General features: G+C 57.4%; 14 protein-coding genes. 8 read left to right on the top strand and 6 right to left on the bottom strand.

All coding sequences use genetic code 11. The features are described 5' to 3' along the window. Nucleotides 1-736: 736 nt before the first annotated feature. Nucleotides 737-1,411: a nucleotide-binding protein gene (locus ACWNRM_RS14410; RefSeq protein ID WP_485171391.1), complete on the top strand. Its 675-nt coding sequence runs from the start codon at nucleotides 737-739 to the stop codon at nucleotides 1,409-1,411. 26 nt (nucleotides 1,412-1,437) lie between these two features. Then, a complete protein-coding gene (locus ACWNRM_RS14405) occupies nucleotides 1,438-1,746 on the top strand; it encodes a hypothetical protein (RefSeq protein ID WP_485171390.1) in 309 nt (102 codons plus the stop codon). 118 nt (nucleotides 1,747-1,864) lie between these two features. Here the strand turns inward: ACWNRM_RS14405 and ACWNRM_RS14400 are convergent, their stop codons facing one another. From ACWNRM_RS14400 to ACWNRM_RS14375, 6 genes are all read right to left on the bottom strand, one after another. Then, entirely contained in the window at nucleotides 1,865-3,301 is a 1,437-nt protein-coding gene (locus ACWNRM_RS14400) for a tyrosine-type recombinase/integrase (protein ID WP_485171389.1), read from the bottom strand. 387 nt (nucleotides 3,302-3,688) lie between these two features. Further along, entirely contained in the window at nucleotides 3,689-5,731 is a 2,043-nt protein-coding gene (locus tag ACWNRM_RS14395; RefSeq protein WP_485171388.1) for a GAP1-N1 domain-containing protein, read from the bottom strand. Then, nucleotides 5,716-6,609, bottom strand: coding sequence for a TRAFAC clade GTPase domain-containing protein (locus ACWNRM_RS14390; protein WP_485171387.1), 894 nt, complete (start codon nucleotides 6,607-6,609; stop codon nucleotides 5,716-5,718). Before ACWNRM_RS14390 ends, ACWNRM_RS14395 begins: the two co-directional genes overlap by 16 nt. A gap of 16 nt (nucleotides 6,610-6,625) precedes the next feature. Continuing rightward, complete coding sequence (locus tag ACWNRM_RS14385) at nucleotides 6,626-7,642, bottom strand: TRAFAC clade GTPase domain-containing protein (RefSeq protein WP_485171386.1); 1,017 nt, start codon at nucleotides 7,640-7,642, stop codon at nucleotides 6,626-6,628. A 6-nt stretch (nucleotides 7,643-7,648) separates the two neighbouring features. After that, nucleotides 7,649-8,725 (bottom strand): GTPase-associated system all-helical protein GASH, encoded by a 1,077-nt coding sequence (locus ACWNRM_RS14380; protein WP_485171385.1) that lies wholly within the window; start codon nucleotides 8,723-8,725, stop codon nucleotides 7,649-7,651. A 6-nt stretch (nucleotides 8,726-8,731) separates the two neighbouring features. Beyond that, nucleotides 8,732-9,898 carry an alpha/beta fold hydrolase gene (locus ACWNRM_RS14375; RefSeq protein WP_485171384.1) on the bottom strand — a complete coding sequence of 389 codons (1,167 nt, stop codon included), beginning with the start codon at nucleotides 9,896-9,898 and terminating at the stop codon, nucleotides 8,732-8,734. Nucleotides 9,899-10,464: 566 nt separating this feature from the next. Here ACWNRM_RS14375 and ACWNRM_RS14370 point away from each other — a divergent pair. The 6 genes from ACWNRM_RS14370 to ACWNRM_RS14345 all read left to right on the top strand — a co-directional run. After that, complete coding sequence (locus tag ACWNRM_RS14370) at nucleotides 10,465-10,731, top strand: type II toxin-antitoxin system RelB/DinJ family antitoxin (protein WP_485171383.1); 267 nt, start codon at nucleotides 10,465-10,467, stop codon at nucleotides 10,729-10,731. After that, nucleotides 10,728-11,822, top strand: a complete 1,095-nt coding sequence (locus tag ACWNRM_RS14365) for a hypothetical protein (RefSeq protein WP_485171382.1) — start codon at nucleotides 10,728-10,730, stop codon at nucleotides 11,820-11,822. Before ACWNRM_RS14370 ends, ACWNRM_RS14365 begins: the two co-directional genes overlap by 4 nt. Nucleotides 11,823-12,031: 209 nt before the next feature. Further along, nucleotides 12,032-15,574 carry a hypothetical protein gene (locus ACWNRM_RS14360; protein WP_485171381.1) on the top strand — a complete coding sequence of 1,181 codons (3,543 nt, stop codon included), beginning with the start codon at nucleotides 12,032-12,034 and terminating at the stop codon, nucleotides 15,572-15,574. 9 nt (nucleotides 15,575-15,583) lie between these two features. After that, entirely contained in the window at nucleotides 15,584-15,949 is a 366-nt protein-coding gene (locus ACWNRM_RS14355) for a hypothetical protein (RefSeq protein WP_485171380.1), read from the top strand. Nucleotides 15,950-16,161: 212 nt separating this feature from the next. After that, on the top strand, nucleotides 16,162-16,947 hold the full coding sequence (locus ACWNRM_RS14350) for an ImuA family protein (protein ID WP_485171379.1): 786 nt from the start codon (nucleotides 16,162-16,164) through the stop codon (nucleotides 16,945-16,947). Continuing rightward, on the top strand, nucleotides 16,838-17,357 hold a 520-nt coding region (locus ACWNRM_RS14345; RefSeq protein WP_485171378.1), incomplete at its 3' end, for a Y-family DNA polymerase. The genes ACWNRM_RS14350 and ACWNRM_RS14345, both read left to right, overlap by 110 nt.

Below are 17,357 nucleotides of genomic sequence, written 5' to 3'. Positions count from 1 at the left end.
CTCTGGTCCGCCTCTCTCCTCGCTGCCGCAGCGGGCCTCCCATTTGGCAATGCCCGTAACCGAAAACACTATAGGTGATAGCATTGCGCTATCCGATATCTATCAGATATCAGATAGCGTGACAGTCCTTTCATCGATCAGAGGGCGTCTGCTTCCGCCGCGCTGCGGCCACCGGGACCCCGCGGCAGGGTTAAGCCCGGTGCGCTCGCGCGCCGGCACCGCAGCCACGCGCAGCGACCGCAGGTCGTGAGCATGGCGAGGAGCCGCGGCTTAGCCATGACGGCGGGTTCTGGTCCGCCTCTCTCCTCGCTGCCTCATCAGGCCTCCGTTCGGGGGCACGCATAGCCGCAAACGCTCTAGGCGATAGCACCGCGCTATCTGATATCTGTCAGATATCAGATAGTGGATAGCGCAACAGCCCTATCATTGATCAGAGGGCAGCTGTTTCCAACGCGCCGTGACCACCAGGGCTAGGCGGAGTGGCAGACCCCTACATACCACACCAATTTTCAGGGGTTCCCGCTGTGCGGATAGACCCTTCATATGCATTTCAGGGCTCATTGATGACCACCAGATCGTGCGCGTAACGCGAGGAACGCACGACGGGACGATACCTGCGCTTCCCGCCTGACAGAGATATGCGATATCTGCATGATATCGGATATCTTGCGGATATGTGATATTGCTTTGGTATCGGATATCTGCGAAGTTCGGAGAACCAAAGCAGGAGAAACAGATGCCAACAATCGTTTTCGCCTCCAGCAAAGGCGGCGTCGGTAAAACGACTTCAGCTCTCGCTCTCGCATCCGTATTCGCGCAAGCGGGGGCCTCCACTACGCTGATCGACGCTGACCCCAACGCACCACTAGCGCGTTGGGCCGAACGCTTCCCCGAAGCTGTTCCAAAAACACTTACCGTCGAGGCAGCTGTCGGCAACGCCGCAGCCCGAGTCATAGATAGCGCCGCGACCCGAGACCCTTTTGTAATCGTCGATCTCGAAGGAACCAAAAACATCGACGTCTCGGTGGGTCTCGGAAGAGCCGATCTAGCTTTGATCCCAATGCAGGGATCGCAGCTTGATGCAGATGAAGCCACAAACGTAGTCGCGCTGATAAAGACTCAAGAAGAGGTATTCCGCAGGGAGATTCCATTCCGCGTATTCTTCACTCGTACGTCAGCTGCAATCGAGAGCAAAGGCATGAAGGATATTCGCTCGCAGCTGCTTGACCTGGGAGTTCCTATGCTTCGCACGTCAGTGATGGAGCGCGAAGCATTCAGAATTCCGTTCCGGCTCGGTTCCAGTCTCTACGATATATCAAAAGACGACGTCAGGAACCCAGCGGCCGCCATAGAAAATGCAGAGGCATTTGCCACAGAGGTACGAGATATATTGCTCGCGCTTTCCAAGTGACTTCGTAGATCATTGAGGACCTCATAATGACCGAACCCAAGCAAGGCGTGAGACTCAATCTTGCCGGTTTTGCGCCGAAACCGCAGGCTAAGGCCGACCCCACGCTAGACAATCAGGCGATCGAAGTTGGAAGACAGCACGGCTTTACAGGTCGCGCCGAGCTCCAAAAGATCGACGGTAGATCACTGCGACGAAAAGGAAAGGAGCAGATGAATATGCGCCTTCGTCCTGAAACGCAGACCGCGTTCAAGCTGTTACTGACGGACTTTGAGGATGCTGACGCCTGCCTCGGGGAATTGATCAGAGTTTTCAAGCTTAATCGAGGGAACCGATAAAAATAAGATGAAGTCCGGCTCCGCTCATCACGGCGACTAAGCGATATCCCAACATGGTAAGTTCCATATCCGATATCATTCAGATATCGGATATCGCCCATCTTGGCGGAGGCCTGCGTCAAAACCTGCTGCGACCTGGATTACGAGCCTTCACACTGGCCTCGTCGATATAGGTCTCGACAACCTGCAGACTCTTGTGACGCGAGAAACGCTTGAGCTCGAGCAGGTCGTATCCATCCTGGGCGCCGGTGTTGATTGCACCGCGCCGCAGGCTGTGACCTGAAAAGTCACCTTCCAGTCCCGCCGCGGCGCATCGCTTGCGAATGATGTCCGCGATCGCCCGGTCAGAAAGTGCGTCCTCGCCGATCTTCGGCAGGGCAGGGGAGGGCATACCGGCTTTGACCTGGGCGGGTAGCCAGACCCTGCGAAAGACTGGCCCCTCCTTGATACCAGCTGCACGGAACCAGGCGTTAAGCGCGAGGATAGGGCAGTGACGGGTTATCCCAGAAGGAATGCCGATCAGTTCGCCCTTCCGGGCCTTGTCACCTTTCGAATGTCGGAGACGAACGATCAAGCCGTCTTCGGAAAATGTCAGGTCGGATACGAGCAGGCCTGACAGCTCAGAACGACGAAACGCCCCGGCGAAGCCCAAAAGCAGAATGGCCCGGTCTCTGCGCGAGGTCGGATCCAGACCGGGTATCGCGTCAACTGCCTCCGTCAATGACTCCCAGGTGAGAGCCGTCTTCTGCTCTGGCTGCGGATTGATTGCATTGCGCCGAATACCTGCCAAAGCCCCTGAGACCAGGGGATGGCTGGTAGGGATGGCTATCTGCGCCAGGTGATGCAGATAGCGCAGGGCGGCGCGGTGAATATTGATCGTGGATACCTTGCGCGCACGTAGTGCCATATCAGAGAGATAGGCGGCGACGTCATCACTGCGAGCCGGCAGGGCAGGGAGGTTGTGGTCGCTTGCCCACCGGCACCACCCACGCACCGCCGAGCGATAAGTCCGAAGTGTGTTACCTGACTTGGCTAACTGGTTAAACACCTCGGCGGCATCGCGGGCCGTCTGCAGGGTCCCGTCGTGCTCGGGAAGGATGATCGAGGAGACATGCGAGAACCACGCCGAGACGGCGGCGGGCGGTTGGCCGATAGGGCAGGGGGGGAGCTCGGCAAGCACTTTACCTCGCCCGGCGCCGCCCGCGTCCTCCAGCGCCCCAACGAAGCGAGGTACACCGCTCTCTACCTCAAGATACAAGGTTAGCTTGTGCTGCTTGGGGAGAGCGCCTACCAGCCTTTGTAGCGCTGCAAGAGCCTGATCGCTCGTTTCAGCTGGCTCCGCGATCAATGTGTCGGCAGCAAAATCGCCATTCGGCAATTGGCCGCCGGCGAGAACTACGGAAAGGGGAGGGGTAAACACCGCCTGGGATAAGATCACGGTCGCGTTGCGCAACTCTCCATCCCCGATGAGACCAATGGCGGTGCCATCAAGGCGATTGAGGACGGCTTGCCGGCCTGCCGATCGGCTTCCAAACAACCGTACTTCATCAATCATCGATGTGTAGTCCGACTAAACCTCATCCCTACTCCCCATACCACGGTCGGAACGCGGTGCGAACTTGTGGATAGCAACCAAGAGATAGGCGCGGAGGGGTTCGCAACTAAACGTTTATCCCGTATAATTTACGGAAATCAGGCTAGAAGCTACGGTTCGTTTCGAATACCGCTACAACCCGCAGCCACTGTAGCGAAAGCGCGCCCTGTATCTGTGATGGCGCACAGCGTTGAGTATGAGCAGTCGATCGAGCCGACTTGAATGATCTGGGTGCCAGCCCGCGTGAAACGTTCATAGCTACTTTTCGATTGCAGGAGGCTTAAGGGTAATAAACCGCCACGCTTGGTCTCAGCTACACCGTATTACCTCGGTCAACGAAGTGTCATGCTATTTCAACTTCCGGTCGATCAACCTCGCGCGCTCGGCCCACCATGGTTCGTGACCATCCCGGAGCGCCTTACGCACCTTGTCCAGAAAGCGCCTTCCCCGCGCGCTCTCTGCAGCCAGCTCCACGAGCTTCCACCACAGATCTCCGTCGTCGACGACGGTGCCGAACTCGATCGGAGGAAGGTCCCGGTCGAGGAAGTTTTCTACGACGGCTTGCCGAAGCCGGTCGCACCGATCCCAGTCCCGCCACATCGAACCGGGGACCTTGGGGCTGACGAGCCGCCAAGCTGCGTCGGAAAGGCGAGCTTCGGCCATAGCTTCATGAATGCGCTGTACGGACAAGAAAAGGAGACGCCCTGCAGTCCGAGAACGCCTCCCTCGGGCACGATTAAAAAGAAATGCTGCGAGAAAGTCTTCCGAATCATCGTCGTCTGAGATCCTTGTGCGCTCCACGGCCGTCACCCAGGGGTCCGTTCCGAGGCTATTCGGCACGGAATCAGGGTCCATCATATCGGACAGAACGAAGAGGAGCGGCCTGTGAGACAAGATACCGCTGGCCATAAGGTTAGCAACGTCGCTAGTTCGGCAGGCGACGGCGCGGACCCACTCCGCTCTCAAGCGAATTCCGTACGCGTCAAAGGTGGATAGGGCGGCCACGACCGATCGGGTCCCAAACTGCTCAACTGCTAGCCATGCGCAATCGTTGCGACCTGCATGCACTATGGCGCGGACGACGCAGCTGGCACGGTCCGGCTTCATGGTTAGTGAGCTGATTAGACGCGGTGCGTCTATCATTCCTAGTTGCCAGAACGAAGTCACCTCAAGAATGTCAGGGCGAACCGACATTATAACGGCGATAGTCTCCGGTACATTCGCGACAATACCGGTCAGCTCGTCCGTGGTCGCCTTGGTAAGGGCCGCGTTCACAGCTCCTCGCAGCGGATCTGCGTGATCCAGCTCCGCGATCAGCACATCCGGACGCCACCGCAACAGAGCCTCGCCAACCACAGTCGTGTCGATGCCGAGGAGGTTCTCATCCAGCCGCACCTGCTCGAGGGCAAAATGGAACAGCCGTCGGTCGGTGACGTGGGGTTTCGTGAAGACCGCCCTCGCTGCGGCGACACGTCCCAAGCGCCCTTGTCCATGACCGAGCTGCCTCAAGTCTGATACGGCAGCGGACAACCGTTCGGGATCGGCATTAGGGTTTAAAGCCTCGAACAGCCGGACCAAGGGAACCATAGCCGCGCGACCTTTAGTTATGTCGGAGCCGACGTTGCGGAGAAACCGCCGCAGGTCGACACCAGACGATAACTCGAGATCGTCCATAAGGGCTTGGATCCAGTCGCTCCGGGCAACCGAAGACGCAATGACGAATTCCGGAACTTTGAAACGGTTCCAATTGGAACCCTCGACGAGCTGCAGGTCAAACATATGGCTCGAAGTGGATCGGTCGTCGCTCGCGAAGGAGCAGAACCGGAAGGCTCGCCGCAGACGCGGCCACTGCTGCATCCATAGGGCCACAACGACTTCGTCATCGCACTGACCATCGTGTTCGCCGATAATCTTACTCTTCGGTTTTCCATAGAGCGAGCAAGCCCACGCGCTGGCCTTGCTAAGGTTGTGGGTCGAAACAGTGGTACGCCTCTCCGCGGACTTGACATCCAGTCGACTGCCGAAGCCTCGGCCGCCAATACCCGAAGGACGATGGAATATCTTAAGCAGTTCGTCCGCCGAGCCAAGGCGAGCGAGATCCGAGAAGTCGATGAGCAGCGAATGCGTCCACACGCAGCCCGGCCGGCTCATCTCAGGCGCTGCCCACGTCCGGGCAAGGACATACTTGCCAGCCTCAGCGAGTGGGTAGCCCGTAAGATAGCCGTTCGGCGGAATTCGGCTGCTGCTTCCCGAAGCGTCACTAAGCGATAGCATGGTGCGCGCGTCTAGCTGCTGGAGTTTTACCGACCCCTCTATCAGCCGGTGGCCCTCACTGTAGCCATGAAGCGTCTGGTCGACCTTGATGCAGTCCTCGTTTAATGCATTAGCCATTGCAACGGCTCGGTAAGATCGTTGGACTCCTTATCCCCGCTAACGAGCCGGATGCGGTCTGCCGGGATGTCCATCTCCCGCAAACGATCGGCATCCCCACTCTTGACCGCCCGCTTCTTCCTGGCGGACACGCCTCCTCCAATACGCTCCGCGTTTTCCTCGTTTGGATCGTAATCCCCTCCTTGGGCGCTCACGCCGTATACGCGGCTTGTCCAGCCGTCTCGGCCGGACGCGAGATACTGGGCTAAAAGAGGCAGCTTCCTCTCTAGGAAGATGTCAGGCGTGAGGCGCTCGCCCTCTGCCTTGTCCCAAGCGCTGATCATTACCGCCACTTTGCGCCCGGCACTACCGACCGGTGGGTGCGAAATCATCTGGAGCAGGTCCACTAGCTGAACCTGGGTCGGTGCAAGGCTAGGGTGCCAATCCCTAGGCGGCGTCTCCCCGTCCTGCTTTGGTGTGGTCCGACGCTGTGCGGCCCGCTCGGTCACCCACGCGGGCGCTCTCACCTTATTGCCGTTGACGAGTAGCATGATATTGCCATCAGCTAGGCTCTCCCCCAGCACGCGGCCGAGCTCACGATCCTCCCACATCGCCCTAAAGTCCTCGCCCGGCGCGTCGGGCATCGCTATCTGTACCACGTTGCCCACCTCATCTTTGAGGTTCATCCGGACGGCGCTCAGGCCGGTAATCCTAGTGCGCGCCTGCTCGGTCGCTCTACGCCAGACCGTAACGATTTTGCGAAGGTAACTGAGATCGTTATCCCCGATCGACGCAAAGCGGAGCGCTTTCGCGATGCGGAGTTCGTTCACGAGCGCCCATAAGGCGGCCAGAAACGTTGTCTTGCCCGACCCGGGAAGTCCGATGATGGAAATCGACACGTTTCGTTGTCCGTCATTAACCATTTTCCGGCCCCTCTGCCGTAAGCTGATCGAACATGCGACCGCTCCGATAGCGCAGACGGCCTTCTCGTGGCTCCGGTGGTGGTCTCAGCCAGAAGTCGAGCACGGCCGCCAAGCCGTCCCCGCGCTGGACGCCCACGTCCTTCGGCGAGGCGGAGGTGACGAACGAGGAGAACTCTCCGAAGTTATTGGCGAAAGTTTCGCTAATCGCCTCGACGATGGACTGGAAATCCCGCTCGACCCGTTCCCTCCGAGGTGAGGCAATCACATCGTCGTTCTTTGTAAGAACGACGGCGAGGTTTGGTTTACGCTCGAACGCCCTGTTCTCGACCATTCCCTGAATGATAAGCGGTATTTCGCCCATTACTTCGGCGCGATCGACCGGGGAGGACAGTCGGCGACCGTCCACCAAAACGGTTATGATGTCCGCGCGCCGTAGTTCGAACATCGGGGTCGCACTCGCGGCTAGGTCGGCGACCTCCTCATACTCCTCGCCCGAGCGGTCGGCGATGAGCAGCGTCTGCAGAGTGTTTCCGCGCCTCACGTCGATGTGATAGAACTTAACCTCGCCGCGCTTGGTCCGCTCGGAGTGCGGCTCATCGCGCTCAGAGGCGGCCCTGGCGTCGTGGCAGATCATCTCGAGGCCGTGGAGCGTTGAGGACCCGGCGAACGTGATATCCTCAATGGGACCCGTCTGGAACAAATCAAAGACGCCTGCGATGACGCTGGTCTTGCCAGAATCATGGACTCCGATGATGCCAATCATTCGCGAAGGTAGGATGGACAGAACCCGATCCGCGCGGCGGCTGCCTAATGGTAGTGCGTCCGGGAGATGCAAGCCGTCGAACTCGTTAGTGACCACATCGTCATCGACCTCATTCTCCTCGTAGCACTCCTCGGACACCCTTCCATGAAAGGGGCACTCGCTAAGATTGTCATAGCCTTCAAGACACTTTCCGTCCTGAGCTATTCGGCAGTCACTATTCGCGCAGATCAACGCTATGTTGGTCATGCTGGTTCAGCGAAGCCAGAGGATTTCGCGATAGAAGAGTTCGGCAAGCTCGATCGGTAACATCGCAGAAGCAGCGTCGAGGCCGGTGATCGCCGCCCATCCGGCGTGCCAGTCTTCACCCGCGCCGGTCTCTTGGCGCTTGAGTAGCGCAAAATGGACCGGCGAGGTCGCCGGGGACGGCTTGCAGTACTTCAATGCCTCGTCCGTCCATCCGTCCGAAACGGCGTTCACCGCGTCGGCTATCTTGATCTCGCCCGTGGACTTGATGCCTGCGCGCGCCATCAGCGCGGGGACCGCCCCAGGTCCAGGATAAATCGTAGTAAGCGAAGCTAAGTCGCGAGCGAATACAAGCGGCTTCTGGTCGGCCGGCACTTCGGTAAAGGGCTGGTCCGGCAGCAATGCGCGCTGTCCAAACACCCATGAGAGCATGTCTAGCTCCTCGTCGGCCCTCTCAACAGCATCGACGACGTGCTTCGTGGAGTTATTGAACTTACCGGCGAGGTCGGCGAGCGCCTCGTCCACCGCCGCGGTGAACTCGTCGAAGGCCCCTCTCAAGGCGGCAAGGGAGTTCTGCTGCCCTTCGGCGAAATGGGGCTCAAACGTGAAATTAGGAGCTTTTATCTCGACGTTGCCTAGGTTCGGGCGCCTGCGGCGGGTGGCTGCAAGACGCGACATCTCACTCTCGGCGACCGCTACAAGATCGATGGGTAGCACCGCCTTCCGCGCGCCCGCGCAGGCCGTGTTCGTCACCGCCATTGCCGCGATCGGACTCGTGCCGAAGTATTGAAGCAACGTCCCCACCGCGAGGATCTGGTCCTGCCGCTCCGATGGCTCAAAGGCTGGATCCACATCCGAAAAGGCCTTGTGGAAGGCGGTCAGTGCGGCTGTGAGATCTTCCTGCTGAAGCCCTCCGGCCGGCGGTCTAGTCCTAAAAGCAAGGCGGGAGAGCATTTCGATCCGCGCGGTGGCGTATGTGCTAGCGTAGTTTTCGATGGCTGCCCAACGCAAATCCCTCTGGTCGCCATTGATTGAGATTTCGGAGAACAATTTCGGAAAGTCTTTGTGCATTTGGATCGAACTCATGCTTTCTCATTCTCTTTCGTCAACCAGCTGCTCCAGCCGATCGAGAAGATTGCGCTCTGATGCGCGTATGAAGGCGATGCCGTAGCGCTGCTGCTCGGGCAGATTGATCTCATCCTCTGTGATCAGACCGAGCTCGAGTGCGATCTCGCGCCGGTCGCTTGCATCTAGATCCCAGAAGCGGTCAATGAGATGTTTAGTTGTTGGGTCGCCCATGATTACCTCTAGAACTAGGTGGGGGGCGGGGACATTAGCCTCCTCTACGTTGGAAATTACCGCCAGGGAAGGCTCGATACCCAGGGCCTGTTGTCGGGCTTTTTCAGAAGCCATGTCATTAACGAAAGTAAGCGTTGACTGTCCGTCCGATCCTATTGGTGGAATGCAGCTATGCTCACATGAATCTGTTGAGATCATCGTTGTTACATGGGTCTGGCGCCATTTCGCAACGAAATGCCTAAGTTGACGATGTTGGATCGCATGCCCATCGTTAATTTTTGCGATTGAGAAATGGTCTGAATCTGGCACCTTGTAGGGCTCACCGAAATAGCGCGCCCCAGAGAACGGCTCGACGATCTGTCTGCGCCACAGCCAACTGAAAGCGACGAAGCGATCCTCGATCAATTCCTTTCCCACGAGGGAAAGACGCCCCTGCTCCTTCAAGTTCAAAAAATCCCGATCTAGGTCAGCCAGCCATGCGTTTGATCGAACAAAACGTAAAGCATCGCCTTGGGAGTGCCCAACGAGTTTAGCGAGCGGTTTAAGCCAGTCAGCATAGGCCGCTCCAAGCGAAGGTGATGCCAGAAGGAAGATCGCCACCTGTGCATGACGCTCGATCAGCTCCGCAGCACGCGATACTAAGTATCTGCGCGCAATGATCCCGCCCATGCTGTGACAAACTAATATTAACCCTGTCGAACCGGTGATCCCGTCGAGAGCAAGATGCTCCTTCAGTGCGTCGACAGCGTCCGCAAGGTGGTAGCTACCGGAGAAGAAGCCAGTCCTGTAAGTGAATACGTAGACGCCAAGGTCGAGCATCTCTGCATCTGCAGCGACAATGTCTGGCCAGTAGGCTCCGCTTGTGTGCCGCCAGCAACTCTCGCCACTCGACAGAACTCCATGAATAAACACGACGACGGGTGCGGTCGACGACCCACGTTTAACCCAATCGCCCCTCATTGCTCCCCCTTCTCCATTACCTCTTAATAACGAGTACGATGACAATATGCACGCGTGAACCGCCACGCGTGCATCTATCTGCTATCCGTGATCCCCCCATGAAACCACGTTTGAATCCATGAATGGCCGAGCTTAAGCCGAATCGAGATGAAAATTGTCGGGGTTGTGAAGGTCGATTTTCGCGAAAATCCGCCACTCAGTCCTATCGCAGGCGCGCGGCGGGATAGTTCCAAAGCCGTCCTATTGACGCGAGCGTCGCAACGTCAGCTTTCGGAAACCTGCGAAGGTCGTCAAGACGTCCGAAAAGAGTCAGACGCTGCCGGCCAGCTTGAAGCACACTACCAAGAGCGGCGAGCCTCTGCAGCACGCTTTCTGGCCCATCCTCTGTCGTTTCGCGTCCACCCACCCTACTTCTGATAATATAATTTATCGGAAGTAGGGGATGGACGAGGGGGCTAAAATCAAAAAAAGCGCAGTTTGAACCTAACGTGTATTTTAGGTAAACGATCTATCATTTTTGCGCTTGCAAGGGCGCACAAGTAACCTTTACCCGAGAGAGAACGATCATGGCTTCGATAAATTTCCGTATCGAGAACACCCTGAAAGACGCGGCTTACCGACGCCTTGCCGAGCTCGGCGTCACGCCGTTAGAGCTGATCCAGCAGGCATTCGAATACGTTGCTGAAACGGGCAAACTGCCAGTTCAACGTGCTATTCTTTCAGATGACGAGCACACGATCGTGGCAGCCATGCGTGGACAGCCAGAAGCGGCTCAGGGACAATCAGGGGCCCATACCACACTCTATACTGTTCCACGATCCAGGTCCGTATGAGCACAGGGACGTGTCAGCCCGCATCGACCGGCGATGCCCTCCACGCGGCTCTGACGCGCGCAGCTCTGGCCATGGGACGACTGGATCAGCGTCTTCATGCCCATCCCCTTCTACCAGCCATTCTCTTTCGTGAACGGCTCGAAGCCGCGCGCGTCTGCGCCAGGGTGGACGGGCATGTCATTGATCCCTGGCATCTGGCAGCCGTGCTCGAAGGATTGCGTCCGAGACTGCCTGGAGAGGACGCTCTGGAACGAGGAAGCATTATCGACAGCGCCACAGTAGCCTTCGGACATTATCAGTGGCTCGCCAGACCCTCGGCGGAGCAGGCACCCCAGATCCGCGATGCCCTTGCTCTCCTGCGCGCCGAGGCCACCCCCGTCGGGCCTCTGCTGGGGGCCGCACGAGGATTTCACAGATGGATCGACATGGGCAATAGTCGCGCCCCGATGCGCAGCGCTCTCATTGCTTTCTGGCAGGAGACGCGTCTTTTGCGGGTCAAACTTCCTCTCACTGCGCCGCAGGCCTTTGCCGCAGAAACAGCGTGGGAAAAATCATCCTGGCTTCCCCGGTTCCTGACCTGTCTCGCCCATGAGGCTGAAGAGATGGACGCGCGTATTGCCGATATGGAACACCAATGGCGACATGCCCGTCTGCATGACGGCGCCTGTCGCTCCAATTCACGGGCTGGCACGGCAATCGATCTTATCGCGGCCTTTCCCCTGCTTTCCGCAACCAGCCTCGCCGACAAGCTCGGTGTTTCGGTCAAGACGGCTTGTATCCTGCTCGATCGGTTCCTGGAAAAGGGACTTGTCATCGAAGTCACCCACCGATCTGCACGGCGGCTCTTTGCCCTGAAAGGGTTCGAACCTTTACGCGATACGGTCCAGCCACCTCGTCGTCCAATGCCCGGACGCAAGCGGGGAAGGCCGCGACGGGAGATTCAGCAGGAGCCACCGACGACAGCAGAACAGGATAGGCCGCTGCCACCCGTCGTTGCCCTGCAACCGCCAGGCGTCTCCTATGCAGATCTGGAGGATGCCATTGCCCTCGTCGAGGCAGCCATCTCCCGAATGCAGACTACCCGGATATAAAGAACCGTCGATCGCTCTTTAACCAGGCCCGCGATCTATTCCCGGGCGCTCATGACGCATCCTCAAGGAACAGACTCGGTATTAGAGTCGTGTCTGTGTCTTTCATGCACTGAATACGTATGAATTGACCCGGTATCTTCTACAAATATAAAGCATAATGCCGCTCGTCGTCAGGTGATATGCTTTGTCATGGGTCATGATCTGTACAAATGATCCATTTCGGTTCTCCGTATCGTAACAAGACCAACGTTACGCACGGTTACATCATGTCCGATCTCTTCCCGATGCTTTCCCCAGAGACCCATAAGCCGGAGCTCATGGCGGGTACGAGTACGCTCTCCTATGGCGGTGGCATGGCCAGTCCCCCGAGTGAGGTCGGGGTCGGCATGGCCGACGCCGGACGCGCCGCGGAGGCCGCGTCATTCGCAGGCGGGATGTCTCATGATGTCATCACGCAGCTGGACCTCATCCAGGCCAGAGCCGCCTCGATTGCCGAACTCACCGCACAACTTGGCATTTCTGCAGCACAGTCAGGCTCCACCCCCTCGATATTGCCGGGTGTCTCTGTAGAGACAGAAAACGCCGCAGGTCAGGCTGTGGCTGCTCTACTGGGCATGAATGGCACGCCATCCTCTGCCACCCAAGTAGGACAACAGGATGCCCTCCCCAAATTGCAGTTTCTCAGTGCCGAAACTGCAATCCATGCAGTCTCACCCGTTGTTGCGAACCAGCGAGCAGAAAACGAACTATCGTCCTCTGCCACGTCTGAGGCAGCGCCTCTTCCGCCCTCCGCAACATCGATACCGTCGCCTGATGCCCCAACATCGCTATGGGATCTCGAAGAGGGCCAGCAGGAGAGCGATCAGACGCCTCACTCACGTCTCGTAAGATCCACGGGATATACTTACGACCCGAGCAACGACGCTTTCAACGGGAACTACGACTACACCCCAGGGGGCGTCATCAACGACTACCCAAGTATTGACTGGAACGTACTGGGAGGCGGTGGCGGTGGCTATGTCCCCCTTCCGACACATGGGGGCACACCTGACTCTGGACCACCCATACCTCCGTATAAACCCGGCGACACGGGAGAACGGATCAGGACAGTCGAGGAGATCAAACAGCAGGCACTGGAGATTTACGGTGTAGAGGCGAACCAGAATCATATCGATTTCGTCCAGATTCAGCTAAGAAAGCTGGTAACGTGGGACAGCCTTCGTAATTGGCTGGCCCATGATGACGTCGCCAAAAACGCCTTGGTCAAGGTGATCGAACAGACCCAGGGCAGACCGTATGACGCCAGGGACGATGAATGGATCGCGGTACATCAGAATGAAATAGGGATTGATGGAAAATCCCTGCTTCAGGTCCGGCAGGAACTGGCCAAATGGACCGCGGAACATGGTGGCTACGACACCTTGTACAGGCACGCACACAACCGGGCGCCTACCGAGGCCGATCGTGCCTACGCCGCCACCATGATCGGCAATGGCTGGACTGCGAAGGACTATCTCTGGAACGAGATACACGGAGAAGCGGCCACCCGGGAATATGCAGATACTTACAGGCAGGTCCACGGACGTGAGCCCAGCGCTGCCGATATCCAGTTCGCCCAGCAGAAAATCAGTAATGGGGCATCGCTACAGCGATATCGCTGGGACGAGGCCCATAGTGATGCCGTAGCCAACCAGTTGAGAGAGATCGTCTCGACAACCCAGGGTAGGTCCTATCAGGACGGTGATGCCGCATGGGTAAGAGCCCGGCAAGACGATCTCGCTAATGGAAACCAGACCCCGGCGCAGATTCGTCAGTCTATAGCGCGTTGGACTGCTGATAACGGGGGGTACGATGCCACTTTCCAAGCCGTTCATGGCAGAGCCCCCGGAGCAGGAGACCGCAATTACGCAGCAACACAAATCGGCAACGGCTGGTCTGTCGCCGACTATCGTTGGAACGAGGCTCATAGCGCTTCCGCAGCGCAGGACTATCGGATCATGTTCCGCAACGTCGCGGGCAAAGACCCTGGTGACGGAGATGTGCAGTGGCTCCAGAATGCTGTCGCCAACGGCAGCAATTACGTCACCTTGCGTCAGAATCTGGCGTGGTCCGACTGGGGACATGATGCTGTCCGCAACGTCTATGCCCAGACGGCCGGTATTCAGAACCCCACGCAAGTCCAGTATGATGTTTATCAGCGAGAACTCGCAAACGGCGCGAACGTCGCGGATATTACGCGTAAGCTAGCTTATTCCTGGGAAGGACATGACGCTGTCCGCAACGTCTATGCCCGAACGGCCGGTATCCAGAACCCCACGCAAGTCCAGTATGATGTTTATCAGCGAGAACTCGCAAACGGCGCGAACGTCGCGGATATTACGCGTAAGCTAGCTTATTCCTGGGAAGGACATGACGCTGTCCGCAACGTCTATGCCCGAACGGCCGGTATCCAGAACCCCACGCAAGTCCAGTATGATGTTTATCAGCGAGAACTCGCAAACGGCGCGAACGTCGCGGATATTACGCGTAAGCTAGCTTATTCCTGGGAAGGACATGACGCTGTACAGAAAGCCTTCGCACGCACTGCAGGCATCCAGAATCCTACGCAAAGTCAGTATGATTGGTATCAACGTGCTCTAGCGACGGGCTCTTCCACCTCAGATATCACGGGTGGCATCGCTCGCGCCTGGGAGGGAGAGAGCGCCGTCAGAAAGGCCTATACCGAGGCAGGAGGCATCACACCGAACGACGAACAGATACGGTCATGGGTGAACGGGCTCGCACAGGGCACCAGCTACACTGACATGCGCGGAACCATCGCGCATAATGAAGGCAGCGTCGCGCTGAAAGATATTGCCCTCAAGGTACTGGGACGTACGATCAGTCCCGAGGAACTCGCCACTCAACAGGCAGAGCTTACAAACGGCAGAAGCATAGAGGAGATACGAAGAAATATCATCGCTTCTCCTGAAGCTGAGACTCATATCCGAATCTTCCTAGCGCAAGACATTGGGCAGATTACAGACCAGCTCATCGCGGACGGCCGAACAACGCTCAGTCATGTTACACAGGCATATCAGACACTGAAGACGGAGAGTACAGAGACACTCTCTAATATGGCCAACGCATACCGTAATACTTACGGAAATGGCTCGTTGCTGCAAAGCCTAATGCCACACACTTGGCAAGACTGGCTCAATCTCACCGCTACAGTCATGTTGTTTACCCCGCTAGGTCCGGAGGAGCTGGCAGTCGAGGGCGCCATAATAGGGGGAGAAAAGCTACTATCCGCCGTTTTCAATGTCGAGGAGCGTGCCGCGGCACTTTCACTCGAATCCAGCGGAGCCGCTGCAATTTTACCCGAAAGCGCAACAGGAGCTCTGGACGAGTTGGCGACGTTTTTGCCTAAACAGGAAGGTAGAACTCTTGCACTTGATGAGAACACGACAGTAACTCAGTTTGCCAAACCCGAAGGGCCCAATTCTCTCCATTTTTCCGGGTCCAACGATCAAGCGGTGAAGTCATATTTCGAGAAATTAACAGGCGCCGACAAAAACCCAGGTCTACTTGGGCATAGAGATCTTCCTGGCGGAAAAGAGGTCTACTTTATCAAAACTGCCAAAGGCGAGTTCCGCTTGAGGAGTAAATCTACTTCGTCGGCAAAAGGAGGGCTCGATAAGTGGACGATTGACTTACCACGAGGGTTGTTAAATCCAGCCAAGCCTTGGCTCATGGAAATAAAATTCTATTAGGATCATGAGATGATTGACAAAAAACGATGGGACGAATGTCTTGAGCATTTTTCTGGATCGTCATGCAGGACGCTGTTCGTTCATTCTGGCATAGACGACTTAGATATTGGATCTGATGAGAAAAAATCCCTATTTAGGGATCTTCTTGTATACGGTATGAATAAAAATGTTTTGATTGAATATGACTACGAGAGAGATCTGCCTATATTCTCGGGAGATGAACCACACTCTGTCGCTGATAGGATACTATCAACGTGGCCCCAAAAAAAATTAAACGGTTATTTGAGTGAAGATCAGGAATTCGGATTATATCTCTCTACCCTTAATAGATTTGCTCAACTCTTTCACGGTACGAAAATTGGTTACGTAGAATAATAAATATTTTATGATATAAATATAATTATTTTGTCCTGTGGGGTTGTGGTGTGTCGGGCGCGCTGTGGGCAGGGTGAAAGCCTGTCCATAGGGCGCCCGTGTCCGCCCTGGCGGCACTCCACAAATCCATAGGACAGACTACCTGTCACCAAAATTCACTTGCTTTTGTCCTGTATGTTCTCCTTATGTTCCTTCCCGAAAGGAGGAGCATCATGGACAACACCGCACTCGACACATTGCGCAGACGCATCCGGCAGATCGAGCGACGCGACCATACAGACCACGCCCATCTGCGCCTGGAGACAGGCCATGATCCGATCGATCACCATCTCAATGGCGGTCTGGCGGGCGGCGCGCTGCATGAGTTTCTGATCGCTTCCCCGTTCGAGCGTGGCGGCACGCTTGCCTTTCTCCTGCCGTGCCTGGCACGCAGCGATCGCCCGGTTTTCTGGCTTTCGACACGCCCCTCCCAGCTTTTCGGGGCGGGGCTGGATGCACTCGGCATCGCACGGGGACGCCTTTTCTGCCTCGAGCTCGTGGCGGATCGGCTTCTGCCGGTCGGCGAGGATATCCTGCGTCACGCAGAGCCCATGATCCTGGTTGTCGAGACCGATCGTGCGCTTACCCTGACAGAGGCGCGCCGGCTCAACCTGGCCGCTGAAGCGACAGGGGCTACCGGACTCATCCTGCGCCAGAGCAAGACAGAAGCAATAGCTGCTCACGAAGCCTGTGCCTGCGCCACCAGATGGCAGATCACCGCCCAGATGTCGCGCCCGCTGCCTCTGCCCGGTCTCGCGCTCCCTCTCCCCGGCCCGCGCCGTCTTTCGGCCGACCTCCTGAAACTGCGTGCGGGCTTGCCCAAACGCTGGATCCTCGATTGTCACGACCATGAGCCGCTTCCTCGCTCTCTGGATGCCCTTCTTCTCGACCGAGCAGCTGCGCCGCGAGAGCAGCGCGCTTTATCCGGCTTCACGCAAGCTGGTGCTGCACGCCACTGAGGGCAACAGACGTGTCGTGACGGCAGTCGATGCATCCGCCTGCCGCGCCGGGATCGGGGCCGGCATGACGCTCGCCCATGCAAGGGCGCTCGATCCGGATTTGCTCGTCATCGAGCATGACCGGGAAAAGGACCGCGAGGCGCTCGCCCGCCTGACCGCCTGGGGTCTATGGATGTCACCGCTTGTAGCCGCCGACGCGCCGGATGGGCTCTTCGCCGATTTATCGGGCTGCACCCATCTGTTTGGGGGTGAAACCGCCTTTCTCGCGCGGCTTTGCGCCGATCTGCGCAATTTTAGATGGGGTGGATGGCTCCCGATCACGGCATCTATAGTGCCAAAGGTGAGGACGCCATCTTTGCGTACCTCTGATAGTGGAGCCATCCGAGATGACGATTACCACGATTGGTTTG

It is taken from the genome of Asaia sp. A2 (genome assembly GCF_057319415.1).
Note: the sequence above shows the minus strand (reverse complement) of the source record. Positions and strands in the feature narration are given on the sequence as shown.

Coding starts and splice junctions, on each gene's coding strand:
- ACWNRM_RS14410 (WP_485171391.1), top strand. CDS start 737: ATGCCAACAATCGTTTTCGCCTCCAGCAAAGGCGGCGTCGGTAAAACG.
- ACWNRM_RS14405 (WP_485171390.1), top strand. CDS start 1,438: ATGACCGAACCCAAGCAAGGCGTGAGACTCAATCTTGCCGGTTTTGCG.
- ACWNRM_RS14400 (WP_485171389.1), bottom strand. CDS start 3,301: ATGATTGATGAAGTACGGTTGTTTGGAAGCCGATCGGCAGGCCGGCAA.
- ACWNRM_RS14395 (WP_485171388.1), bottom strand. CDS start 5,731: ATGGCTAATGCATTAAACGAGGACTGCATCAAGGTCGACCAGACGCTT.
- ACWNRM_RS14385 (WP_485171386.1), bottom strand. CDS start 7,642: ATGACCAACATAGCGTTGATCTGCGCGAATAGTGACTGCCGAATAGCT.
- ACWNRM_RS14380 (WP_485171385.1), bottom strand. CDS start 8,725: ATGAGTTCGATCCAAATGCACAAAGACTTTCCGAAATTGTTCTCCGAA.
- ACWNRM_RS14375 (WP_485171384.1), bottom strand. CDS start 9,898: ATGAGGGGCGATTGGGTTAAACGTGGGTCGTCGACCGCACCCGTCGTC.
- ACWNRM_RS14370 (WP_485171383.1), top strand. CDS start 10,465: ATGGCTTCGATAAATTTCCGTATCGAGAACACCCTGAAAGACGCGGCT.
- ACWNRM_RS14365 (WP_485171382.1), top strand. CDS start 10,728: ATGAGCACAGGGACGTGTCAGCCCGCATCGACCGGCGATGCCCTCCAC.
- ACWNRM_RS14360 (WP_485171381.1), top strand. CDS start 12,032: ATGATCCATTTCGGTTCTCCGTATCGTAACAAGACCAACGTTACGCAC.
- ACWNRM_RS14355 (WP_485171380.1), top strand. CDS start 15,584: ATGATTGACAAAAAACGATGGGACGAATGTCTTGAGCATTTTTCTGGA.
- ACWNRM_RS14350 (WP_485171379.1), top strand. CDS start 16,162: ATGGACAACACCGCACTCGACACATTGCGCAGACGCATCCGGCAGATC.